Raw genomic sequence first — 11,389 nt, 5'->3', positions numbered from 1 at the left:
GAGTCCATATAAATATAGAACTCAGGTTGCTTAGTTGTGTTTTTTGAATACTGTCTACTTGACAGGGGTCACTTCATTTTTGAAGTGGTCTTTTGTATTTTCGTATTTCATATTGTGGATACGCCCCATATACTGAATTCGTAGTGGTATTCAGTGCGCTCAATAACAATCCCGAATTCTAAATCGTCCCCAACTAATACAAAATCTGCATATCCAGTTAGAAATCTTGATATGGTTGATAACGCTTCTAAATTCTCAAATACTTCAGCAATGTTCAGTTTAACTGCTTCAAATTTACCACCCTTAGAGAAAAAGAGTCTCCCTTGATTAACTGGAAATTTAATAGTTTTAGCTATTTCTTTTAACAATGCTATTGATAGTATTCTGTTTTCTTCACAAGGGGTAACTATTCAAACAGCACCTCAAGGATCAGGAGCTAATCAAATCCGCTTGAATGCTCAGAACATGACTTTATACGGCAGCAATCAGGCTCGTGGTTACTTTGGTTTTATTAACCGTACAGATAGTAATATTCAGTCTGCTCTAATCTTAGGTAATGATTATACAAGTTCAGGAACCCTCAATGGTTCTTTAGTACTTGATCAAACTACAATTGCAGGTACTCAATGGACTAACTCAGTTGCTTCTATTGGAATTGTTACTGGTAGAAGTGGGAATGACATCTTGAAATCAAGTTACATTAATTTCTATCGTTACGATGGAGGAATGGAGCTCAAGTCTCAAGGTGAATTCAAGATTACGAATGATAACGGAAACGTGAACTTACATGCTAATGCTACAGGATCAACAACTGGTTTTATAAATTTAAGCGCTTCTAAGGATATTAACTTTACTTCTAAACGTGGCTATTTTAATTTCTACACAAGTGAGAATAAGTCATTCCCAGCAATGGTAATTAAAGATTTAGCTTCAACAAATCAAGGTGATGTAGATTTCAATTTTGCAAATCAGCTTACGCTTAGAGTGGCAAGGCATCCTGATTATGTGGGGGACGGATTGCAGATTAAAAATGGAACAGGAACTTCTTGGGGAAACATGAAACTAGGCATATTACGAACAATAGGGAACATTGGCTGTAATGCAGATGTGTATGCAAAGAATTTCATTAATACGTCTACACGGAAAGTTAAAACGAACATCGAAGATTTACCTTTCTCAGCACTAAAAAAAGTTAATAACTTAAGAATTAAACAATATAATTTAATCTCTGATGTTGAAAAATACAATGCAGGTGAAATTGATGTTTTACCTGTAAATTACGGTATGATTGCAGAAGATACTGATGAAGTATTCACAACAAAAGAAAAAGATGCAGTCACACTCTATGACTCTGTTTCTATTACAATGCAAGCGGTTCAAGAATTAGACTGGAAAGCAGACAATATGCAGTTTGATATTGGAATGTTAAAGCAAAAACTTGAAGGACAAAGACTTAAGGAGGTGGAACAAGAAAAACGAATAATGACTTTAGAAGAATTAGTAGGGAAATTGATAAATGAAACAACAACTAAAAATATAACACAAACAGAGCAGCCATAAGCTGTTTTTTATTTTGCACAAAATACGGCTTTTATAGATTAAGAGGGTCACAAAATGTGGTCCTCTATTTAATTTAAATAAGGAGGTAAAATAGTGGATCGAATCGATGTATTATTAAAAGCTTTTATTGCAACTTTTGGTGCCTTCTGCGGGTACTTTTTGGGAGGATGGGATACAACATTGAAAATCTTAGTTACGATGGCAATCATTGACTATCTTACAGGAATGATTGCAGCAGGATATAACGGAGAGTTGAAAAGTAAAGTTGGATTCAAAGGCATCGCCAAAAAGGTGGTGCTTTTTCTTTTGGTTGGAGTGGCAACTCAATTAGATACAGCACTCGGAAGCAATAGTGCTATTCGTGAAGCTACAATCTTTTTCTTTATCGGAAATGAGTTGCTATCACTTTTAGAAAACGCTGGACGTATGGGAATCTCACTTCCACAAGCTTTGACAAACGCGGTTGAAATTTTAGGTGGTAAACAAAAACAAGAAGATAAAAAGGGAGATGTTCAATAATGAAAAAACATATTATCGATATTTCAAAATGGAATGACAGTATTAATTGGGATGTATTAGCTCCTCAAGTTAGTTTAGCGATTTGCCGTGTTCAATATGGATCAGATACAGTAGATGTATTATATAAACAACATGTAGCGCAATTAGAGAAACGTGGTATTCCACATGCTGCCTATGCGTATGGATGCTATGTTTCTGTTAATGATGCAATTGTGGAAGCGAACGATTTTATGAAAAGAACAAATTCAAATGCTAAATTCTTAGTGCTAGATTGTGAGGATGATACATTAAAAAGTTGTGGCCCCGACAATCTAGCAGCTGCTTCTCAAGCTTTTATTGATACATGTAAAGCGGCAGGCTGGAAAGTCGGATTTTATGTATCACATCATATGTACAATCAATATGGTTTAAATAAGGTGAAAGCAGACTTTTTATGGATTCCTCGTTATGGAAGTAATAAACCTGCCTATGCGTGTGATCTATGGCAATATGCAGATGGAGAAACAGGCGGTTGGCTTGATGGTGTAGGAAAAGTTGACTTAAATGTTCTAAATGGAGACAAGCCATTATCTTGGTTTATTGGTGGTAATGAACTAAATCCAATTAACCCGATTGATCCAATTCAGCCTATTCAAAAAGAGGGCATTGGACATGCAACATCGAAATACGGTGATGGTTATGGTGTGAATCTATATGAAAATCCTGCTGATCCTATTTTTGCTGGACGTATCACACAAAAAATCCCTTACTTAATCCATAAAGGATACTGGGGTGGTGGAGAGAAGAATATGATCTGCCTCGGAAATGAAAAACAGTGGGCTTACCTAAAACATTTTGATGTTCAATGGTTCTATGCATACACTAAATATTGGTCAGGGTATCAAATCCGAACTTACGATGGGCCGAGCGGCAATGACACTGGTTTTGTGGATGGAAGTGAGCCGTATCAGTTGTTTAATAGACAAGATGGGCATGTTGATATTGGTGGTAATCGTTGGATTCGTGAGGAACATGTAATTATTAAGTAATAGGTGGTTTCAAAAGTACACAACAACAAAGGTAAAACATACTATGTAACAGCAAATGAAGCCTTTGTATATGTGAAGTAGGAGTTACAAAAGAGCATTCACTAATTAAGGGGTGCTCTTTTGTATAATATATTTTTTACTGCTTGCTCAATCACTTTACACAAGTTGCTATACTCATCTATTCAGAAAGTTTGAAAAACATTTAGCTAATCAAGGCTTAAATTCCTAATACTAATATTAATTTACAAATTAATTTTTTTAAGAGTCAATTAGGTCTGTGTTGCAGCGCTTAAAGTGAATTTCATAACATTCTTCTTCAGAAAATATTTGTGCAATTTGCCCTGTACTCTTATCAGCAATTATAAATTCATTAGTTTCAGAAATGTCCCAAAGTTCCTCGATAGATTTTGTGAAATTCAATATTCTAACATTTGCCCATACCGGCTCTAAACAATTAGGAACTAATATAAAATATTCTGTTTTATGATTTGAAAAACTTAAAGAACCTAAAGAACTTTCAATCCATAAAATATACTTACTTTTAACATCACCAATAGGAATGTGAAATGTTGGATTAGAGTCTATATTACGAAACTGTTTCAAAGCTGTGTCGAACAGTTTTATCCATTCAGAATCGGGATTTTCAAATTCAATAAGTTCTAAATTTGAAAATTGGCTAAAGACTTTTTTGGCACTGATTAATGCTTTTTTTCTACGAATCTTCTCATTTTGATATATCATAATTTCCCTGCCTCTCATTTGTTATAATAAATGTGATGATCGTTATTAGACCCGTAAATGTTAGAGTATCTTTCCTTCTTAAAATCATAAGTATACGGATTAGCGCCATCTTTTGGTTTACCTGCATGTGTATGTAATACGCCATCATTAATATGCTCAACAATAACTCGTTTACCTTGAGGGGTATCATATTCATAATAACGCCCATGGTGAGTGTGATTAGCACTATATTCATAGTTCTTTGATTCATACCCTTTTTTAGATATATCATCTCCTACTTGCCATTGGCGTGTAGGTTGTTGTGATTTAGGAATACCAGCTAAGTCTTTAGCTTTATTAAATGCAATTGTTCTATTTTCGACAATTTCAATATTCTTTTTAAGATTAGAATCCTTACCAATTTTATTGTTTAATCCCTTACTTTCTCCACTGTTTGCTTTGACAAAGAAATCTTTAATTGTAGGTGGTTCATTTTTGAATGAACTCATACCTGCAAAAGCATATGAAACATCTTTCTTAAAAGATTGTAAAATATCAGCTGTTTGCTTCAATTCTTTTACTAGCGTTACGCCTTTAGCTAATGTACTTGCTCCACCTGCTCCTTTTGTGACGAGGCCTGCTCTACCTAGTCCCTTATCGAGAATTAGACCAATGCCTATTTGTGTTAATCCATAAGTAGTCCATTGTGTAATGCTCTCTGCATCTCCATCTATTATATCTCGTTTCACAGTACTTGAAAATGCATGCCACATATTTTTTGTCGTTTCATCCAAATGTAAAATCGCATATGTAACATTAATAAAAGTTCCTATATCCATATTGCTTAAAGTTTCCATGGACTTGATTTCATCTTCAACAGCTTTCCCTGTTCCGATTACAGTACCATTCCACATCTTTTTTACTGTTTCGAACATTGTAACTACATCGTCTATCTTATCGTCCCAAGCCTTTCTAATCGGAGATTTCTTTTCTATCCTACCGCACATTTCTCCATCTTCAATTGAATTATCAGCCTGACGATTCCTATCTTCTGCAATCGCTTGAATAGAAGCCGCCCATTCCATATTCAACCCTTGTGTACTAAATGTACCACTAGCAGGACTAAAACCTTTCCCACTTTGGACTTCAGCAAGACCCGTCGCAATGATAGCGGCTAATTGAATTGCTGTATTATAGTTATTACTAGATGTTTGGTTGAACTGATACAAATGATCTAACTTTTCTTGAAGCTTGCGCCTCATGGCAATAAAAAAATTCGTCATAGCGTCCATACCCGGGATTGGCAAAGCTTGACTGATGGCTTCCATACTTGCCTTCATTCGGTCAATTTCTCGAATTTGTTCTAATATTTCATGTTCAATTACATCAGTTGAAGCTACCTGTGATTGAAATTGACTTGGAAAGGCATCATTCTGACGAATTAGTTCTTCACACAAGTAAATAATTCCTTGTGCTAATGGACGAAAGGTTTGTGCAAAGAATGCTTTTGCACTGCTATATGTTTGTCCTTGTAGAACAGTATCAATTGCAAAAGCATCAATCGACTGAATAGCTTGTTCCATACCTTGAATGGTAGCGGTACATACAGCGTTCATGCTTTGTGTTTGCGTATGTACTTCCCCTAGATACATATTCAAACTCATGAATTGACCTCCTTTGCTAGATTCTGTTTTTGATAGTAAAGGTCATTTTCTAAGTCACTAAGATTTCGTTTTTCCTTAAGTAATGTTTCTTTTTGATTTTCCAATTCGAAAGTAAGTTTTCGCTCAATATATTGTGCATCTTGACTCATATTCATAAAAACAATGACATTTCTCTATCTCTATGCCAAGTTCCTAAAATACGGTCAAACAAACGATGGTTTTGATTTTTCCATACATGAAAATCCTCTTCTACTTGTTCCTGTGTTTGAATCGCAGATTGATTCCGATTCTGTTCTTCAAATACACTTCGTAATTTTTGATTTAATTGATTCATTTGTTTTTCAATATCTTGACTCATCTTTTTCCTCCTACCGTTTTACTTTACGTAGGTTATCACATTAGCGAAAAATATTTTGAAGTTCTTTATCCATTCTCTCAAACTCGTTAGCTACCGAATGAATATTATCAACCGCTTGTTGAAAGGCTACAGAAAATTGTTTCGTCAAATCTAAAACTTGTTGGCTCGCTTCTTGTGCTTTGGAGTTAACAGATAGTGTTGTACGCGTCGCCTTTGTTATAGAACGACTTGTTGCACTTTGAATCCTGTCAGAAGCTGATCCCATTTTCGTAGCAATTTGTGTTGCTGTTTGTAAATTACTTTGGAATTGTCCCATCGTATAAACCCTTTCTATATTTCTATGAACGTATTAAAGAAGGGGAGTGCCTAGTATGTATGTCCATTATCCTATTGTTCTTTATAGGAACCCTCCTGGAAAAATATCGCGGATATAATTATAAGAATAAATGGTTAAAGTTTCCTCAAAAAAATATATTTTCCAACATATGTGTTTGTTATAGTTCTCAATAGGTAATCCACGATAATACCTATTTATCAAGGGGATTGTAATACAAAATTTATTGTGGGAATTTATGTTGAATGAATGGTCTTTAAAATGAAAATCGCCCTAGTACAGTTTAATTAAAAGGATATTATTTGCTCACATTTTGCTCGCAAATAATATAAAAAAACGCGAAAAAATATGAAATACCTCTTTGGAATAGAATATAATATAACAAATAAAAAGTGTCACAAATGCTTGTATAACAGGCATTTGTGACACTTTTATAGTTTTATATAATATAAAACGAACAACCCTAAAACTGCTCATTCTTCTCCCAAGATTCTACAATATAATGTGCAATCGTAGGATTGAATCCTTTCCCAACTAAAAACATAATTGCAGCAACTTCTGTTAAAGCATGTTTGTGTGATGTATGTTTTGCTTCATTTAAACCGTAATCTACCCAAGGTTTTACGAAATCTAGTACAGGTTTCTTTAAAGGTAAAAACTGTGTACCGACAAATTGTTGAATTTGTTGTTGTGTCGGTTCTGTAATTGGTCCAGGTGGTAAGATTTGTGGCTGTGTAATATCGAATGTTGGTCCAGGAGGTAAAATTTGAGGTTGCGTTGGATCAATTGTTGGTGGTTTAGGTGGTGAAACACGCGCGTCATAGTTTGGTTGATACATTTGTGGCTGATATTGTGGTTGTTGAGGCTGAGTTGCGTATGGATTTTGTTGATATTGTTGTTCTTGATTTTGTGGTGCTACATATGGATTTTGCTGATACTGTTGTTCTTGATTTTGTGGTGTTACATATGGATTTTGCTGAAATTGTTGTTCTTGTTCTTGATCTTGTGGTGCTGCATATGGGTTTTGAGGATATTCATAATTAGGACGTGTGTCGAATGAATTTTGTTGATGATTAGCTTCTTGGTTTTGTTGTGATGCGTATGGATTTTGTTCATATTTTTGCTCTTGTAGCTCGTGTTCTTCATATTGCTCTGTGTATCTTTGGTCCTGTTGCTGAGGGTAAAATGGTTGTTGTGGATAAGGCGGTTGATTATTATAGAACATATTTATTCCTCCTCCATGATGATGCTTACCACTCAGTGTATGGGCGGACAAGAAAATATGTGATGAAAAAATGCGGGCGTGTTACAATAAGTAACTGGGTGAAGATAAAATGACAAAACAAGAAAAGATTCAAAAAACAATTACTTTTGTAAAACATATTTTAGAAAAAGATGCGAGTGGGCATGATTGGTATCATATTGAGCGCGTACATAAACTGGCGATTTCTTTATCCGAGCAAGAAGGGGGAAATCGTTTTATAATTGAAATGGCAGCATTACTTCACGATGTGGCAGATGAGAAGCTAAATGAGAGTGAAGAAGCAGGAATGAAAAAAGTTTCTGATTGGTTAGAAGAGTTACATGTGGAAGAAGAGGAAAGCAAACATGTTCTTCATATCATCGCCAACATGTCTTATAAGGGTGGTCATGGTGGCAAAGTGAAGTCACTTGAAGGGGAGATTGTTCAAGATGCGGATCGCTTAGATGCTCTTGGAGCAATTGGAATAGCTCGCACATTTGCGTATGGTGGAGCAAAAGGGAGATTAATGTATGATCCAACTATTCCTCCGCGTGAAGTGATGACGAAAGATGAATATAGAAAAAATAACGATCCATCTTTAAATCATTTTTATGAAAAACTTTTGAAACTAAAAGACTTAATGAACACGAACGCAGCAAAACAAGAGGCTGAAGTTCGTCATCGTTATATGGAACAGTTTATTGAACAATTTATGAAAGAGTGGAATGCACAAATATGAAAATGTTAACTGTGGAAAACTTATCGAAATCATACGGAGAAAAACCGTTATTTGATGGATTATCATGTAGTATTACAGAAGGACAACGTGTCGGAATTATTGGTGTAAACGGTACTGGTAAATCGACATTATTAAAAATTATTGCAGGGTTAGAAATTCCTGATATAGGTGATATGACGCATTCACGTGGGTATACAATTAGTTATTTATCACAGCAACCAGAGTTTGATGAAAAGCTTACTGTATTAGAGCAAGTGTTCCATGGTGATACACCTTTAATTCGTCTTCTTCGTGATTATGAACAATCGTTATTAAATATCGAAAAAGATCCAAGTAATGAAAAAGTACAGGAACAATTATTTGCAGTGCAGCAACGTATGGATGCGATGAGTGCATGGGAAGCAAATGCGAATGCAAAATCGTTATTAACGAAATTAGGAATTACAGATTTCACTGCAATTGTTGGGAATTTATCTGGTGGACAGAAAAAACGTATCGCAATGGCACAATGTTTTATTGAAACACCTGATCTATTAATTTTAGACGAGCCTACAAACCATCTGGACCATGAGACAGTGGAATGGTTAGAAGAATATTTAGCAAGATATACAGGTGCTGTATTACTTGTAACCCATGATCGTTATTTCTTAGATCGTGTAACGAATCGTATTTTCGAATTAGATAATGGAAAGCTATATAGTTATGAAGGAAACTATAGCACGTTTTTAGAAGCGAAAGCTTTGCGTGAGGAGCAAGAAATTGCGCAAGAATCAAAACGTCAAAACTTATATCGTCGTGAACTAGCGTGGATCCGCCGTGGTGCAAAAGCCCGTTCTACGAAACAAAAGGCGCGTATTCAGCGTTTTGATGAGCTAAAGGGACAAGAAGGCCCAGCTGCAAAACAGTCAGTTGATATTGCACTTAGCGGTAGCCGCCTTGGGAAAAAAGTACTTGAGTTAAAAGATGTAACGAAAAAATTCGGTGATAAAACGGTATTACACAACTTTAATCATATTGTGAAACCAGGAGATCGTATCGGAATCATTGGAGCGAATGGAAGTGGGAAATCTTCTCTTTTAAATATGCTTGCAGGTAAGCTATCTCCTGATAGTGGTGAAGTTGAAGTAGGGCAAACTGTAAAAGTTGCTTATTATACGCAAGAAAATGAAGAGATGAATTTAAATCAGCGTATGATTGAATACATTAAAGAGATTGCAGAAGTTATTCATACGACAGACGGAAAAGTAATTGGTGCATCTCAAATGCTAGAACGTTTCTTATTCCCGACGCATTCACATGGCACACCGCTTGGTAAACTATCTGGTGGCGAGAGAAGACGTTTATACTTATTACGTATATTAATGGGGGAACCGAACGTACTATTACTGGATGAGCCTACGAATGATTTAGATACACAAACATTAACAGTGTTAGAAGATTATTTAGAAGATTTTCCAGGTGTCGTTTTAACTGTATCGCATGATCGTTATTTCTTAGATAAAGTAGTAGATGAGTTGTTCATCTTTGCGGGAGAAGGAGAAGTGCGCGAATTTCTAGGGAGTTATACGGATTATTTAGAAATGGAAAAAACGAGAGAACTTATTGAGAAAGCGGAAGTGCAGAAAGAGAAAAAAGTGGTAGAAGAAGCTCCGAAACAACAACGTAAACGTAAACTTTCATACAATGAGCAGCGTGAATGGGAAACAATTGAAGATACAATTGCCGAACTAGAAGAGAAAATTGAGTCAATTGGAGAAGAACTTGCGAAAGTTGGATCTGACTTCACAAAGGCACAAGAATTATCTGAAGCACAGCAGAAAACAGAAGAAGAGCTAGAAAAAACGATGGAAAGATGGAGTGAACTATCAGACATCGTTGAAGGATTAAAATAAAAACAAGCTGCATATATTGAAAAGTAAAGAGAAAAACTTTACACTATTGGTAGAACCTATTTTAGGAGGGAAAAAATGAGAACATCTAATCCAATGTTGAAAAAAGAGGCATTCCGTAAAGAGGGAGCAAGCGCTTCTGCGATGACGATTGGCGGAACAGTAGGCAAAACCTTTATTATGCTTATCTTGCTACTTGCAACGTCTGTCTATTCATACATACAAATGATGCAGGGGACGATGAAGATGCCTGTATTAATTGGTGCTTTAATCGTTGCGGCAATCATCGCATTTGCGTCTATGTTCTTCCCGCGTATTTCACCTTTTGGTGCACCAATCTATGCAGCGGTAGAAGGGGTTGTATTAGGTAGTATTTCAGCGGTTTATACAATGAAATTTGGCGATTCTATCGTTTTAAATGCTGTATTACTAACAATCTCAATTCTATTTGCAATGTTAGTGTTATATGCAACACGCGTAGTAAAGGTAACGGATAAATTCCGTACAGGCGTGATGGCAGCAACACTTGGAATTATGGTTATGTATTTAGTCGTATTTCTATTAAACATGTTTGGTGTGACTGTTCCATACATTCACCAAGGCGGTACAATCGGTATTATTATTAGTGCAGTTGTTATTGTAGTTGCTGCATTAAACTTATTACTAGATTTCGATTTAATCGAAAATGGTGTACGTAGTCAAGCTCCGAAATATATGGAGTGGTACACTGCGATGGGACTAATGCTTACATTAGTTTGGTTATACTTAGAAATTCTTCGTTTCGTTTCTTACTTTACGAAAAATGACTAATAAAAAAATCCTGCATGAAAAATGCAGGATTTTTTTATTTTCAAAGATTTTGATCAGTGGGGCTCTTACTGCCCGTTAATGCGGGATAAATTGAGGGTATGGTATAATATGGATGGTGATAGTTTGAATTGAAGGGGATGGCATATGATGAAAGAGAAGAAAGGGATTATGAAAAAACTATTTTCTAAAAGTTTTTTCATAGAACTAGATGAAGCTTTAACATATCCGTCAGCAGAAGTTATTACTTCAGTAATAGAAGGATATGCGGCTGAATGTAATGAAAAACTAAAATTTGAGAGTAAAGTTAAACCGATTACTTTTTACTTAGAAAATGTAATGTACCGCGTTGAAATAAAGATGGCTCGCGGTGGATATTACATATCATGTAGTGAAGTATAAATTTTGAAACCTTACATGTTTAAAATATGTAAGGTTTCTTTTTTGTTTTTATTAGATATAAAATAATATTTTTCACTTTAAAATATATTATTTTACGCTTTTTACCCTTCAAACATTTTTCTTTAC

At 35.3% G+C, this 11,389-nt stretch carries 11 protein-coding genes and 3 pseudogenes; 8 read left to right on the top strand and 6 right to left on the bottom strand.

The window, feature by feature from the left end; all coding sequences use genetic code 11:
• Positions 1-107 precede the first annotated feature (107 nt).
• Positions 108-404, bottom strand: a pseudogene (locus tag JDS82_RS16430) (YxiF family protein); the annotation flags it as partial.
• A gap of 46 nt (positions 405-450) precedes the next feature.
• Between JDS82_RS16430 and JDS82_RS16425 the strand changes: the two are divergent.
• The 4 genes and pseudogenes from JDS82_RS16425 to JDS82_RS29560 all read left to right on the top strand — a co-directional run.
• A complete protein-coding gene (locus JDS82_RS16425) occupies positions 451-1,560 on the top strand; it encodes a tail fiber domain-containing protein (protein ID WP_242474906.1) in 1,110 nt (369 codons plus the stop codon).
• Positions 1,561-1,653: 93 nt separating this feature from the next.
• Positions 1,654-2,079: a phage holin family protein gene (locus tag JDS82_RS16420; RefSeq protein WP_064056669.1), complete on the top strand. Its 426-nt coding sequence runs from the start codon at positions 1,654-1,656 to the stop codon at positions 2,077-2,079.
• On the top strand, positions 2,079-3,107 hold the full coding sequence (locus JDS82_RS16415; protein ID WP_199713599.1) for a GH25 family lysozyme: 1,029 nt from the start codon (positions 2,079-2,081) through the stop codon (positions 3,105-3,107). Before JDS82_RS16420 ends, JDS82_RS16415 begins: the two co-directional genes overlap by 1 nt.
• Before the next feature lie 12 nt (positions 3,108-3,119).
• Positions 3,120-3,188 (top strand): annotated as a pseudogene (locus JDS82_RS29560) (N-acetylmuramoyl-L-alanine amidase); the annotation flags it as partial.
• A gap of 177 nt (positions 3,189-3,365) precedes the next feature.
• Here the strand turns inward: JDS82_RS29560 and JDS82_RS16410 are convergent.
• The 5 genes and pseudogenes from JDS82_RS16410 to JDS82_RS16390 all read right to left on the bottom strand — a co-directional run bounded on the left by JDS82_RS16410 (position 3,366) and on the right by JDS82_RS16390 (position 7,408).
• Complete coding sequence (locus JDS82_RS16410; protein WP_002192948.1) at positions 3,366-3,848, bottom strand: hypothetical protein; 483 nt, start codon at positions 3,846-3,848, stop codon at positions 3,366-3,368.
• 14 nt (positions 3,849-3,862) lie between these two features.
• Positions 3,863-5,491, bottom strand: coding sequence for a T7SS effector LXG polymorphic toxin (locus JDS82_RS16405; protein WP_081257021.1), 1,629 nt, complete (start codon positions 5,489-5,491; stop codon positions 3,863-3,865).
• Positions 5,488-5,849: pseudogene (locus tag JDS82_RS16400) on the bottom strand (DUF3958 family protein). The gene JDS82_RS16405 and the pseudogene JDS82_RS16400 overlap by 4 nt, the downstream one beginning before the upstream one ends.
• Before the next feature lie 40 nt (positions 5,850-5,889).
• Positions 5,890-6,165, bottom strand: a complete 276-nt coding sequence (locus JDS82_RS16395) for a TIGR04197 family type VII secretion effector (protein ID WP_000529672.1) — start codon at positions 6,163-6,165, stop codon at positions 5,890-5,892.
• A 481-nt stretch (positions 6,166-6,646) separates the two neighbouring features.
• A complete protein-coding gene (locus JDS82_RS16390) occupies positions 6,647-7,408 on the bottom strand; it encodes a hypothetical protein (protein ID WP_199713598.1) in 762 nt (253 codons plus the stop codon).
• Between the two features lie 109 nt (positions 7,409-7,517).
• Between JDS82_RS16390 and JDS82_RS16385 the strand changes: the two genes are divergently transcribed.
• From JDS82_RS16385 to JDS82_RS16370, 4 genes are all read left to right on the top strand, one after another.
• Positions 7,518-8,165 (top strand): HD domain-containing protein, encoded by a 648-nt coding sequence (locus tag JDS82_RS16385; RefSeq protein ID WP_000165959.1) that lies wholly within the window; start codon positions 7,518-7,520, stop codon positions 8,163-8,165.
• On the top strand, positions 8,162-10,057 hold the full coding sequence (locus tag JDS82_RS16380; RefSeq protein WP_000783162.1) for an ABC-F family ATP-binding cassette domain-containing protein: 1,896 nt from the start codon (positions 8,162-8,164) through the stop codon (positions 10,055-10,057). Before JDS82_RS16385 ends, JDS82_RS16380 begins: the two co-directional genes overlap by 4 nt.
• Before the next feature lie 75 nt (positions 10,058-10,132).
• Positions 10,133-10,864 carry a Bax inhibitor-1/YccA family protein gene (locus tag JDS82_RS16375; protein WP_001260655.1) on the top strand — a complete coding sequence of 244 codons (732 nt, stop codon included), beginning with the start codon at positions 10,133-10,135 and terminating at the stop codon, positions 10,862-10,864.
• 144 nt (positions 10,865-11,008) lie between these two features.
• On the top strand, positions 11,009-11,263 hold the full coding sequence (locus tag JDS82_RS16370; protein ID WP_064469585.1) for a DUF4318 domain-containing protein: 255 nt from the start codon (positions 11,009-11,011) through the stop codon (positions 11,261-11,263).
• The last annotated feature ends 126 nt before the right edge of the window (positions 11,264-11,389 follow it).

The sequence above is a fragment of the Bacillus cereus group sp. N14 genome (genome assembly GCF_016483555.1).
Classification (GTDB): Bacteria; Bacillota; Bacilli; order Bacillales; family Bacillaceae_G; genus Bacillus_A; species Bacillus_A wiedmannii.
This window is presented reverse-complemented; position numbering and strand designations above follow the sequence as displayed.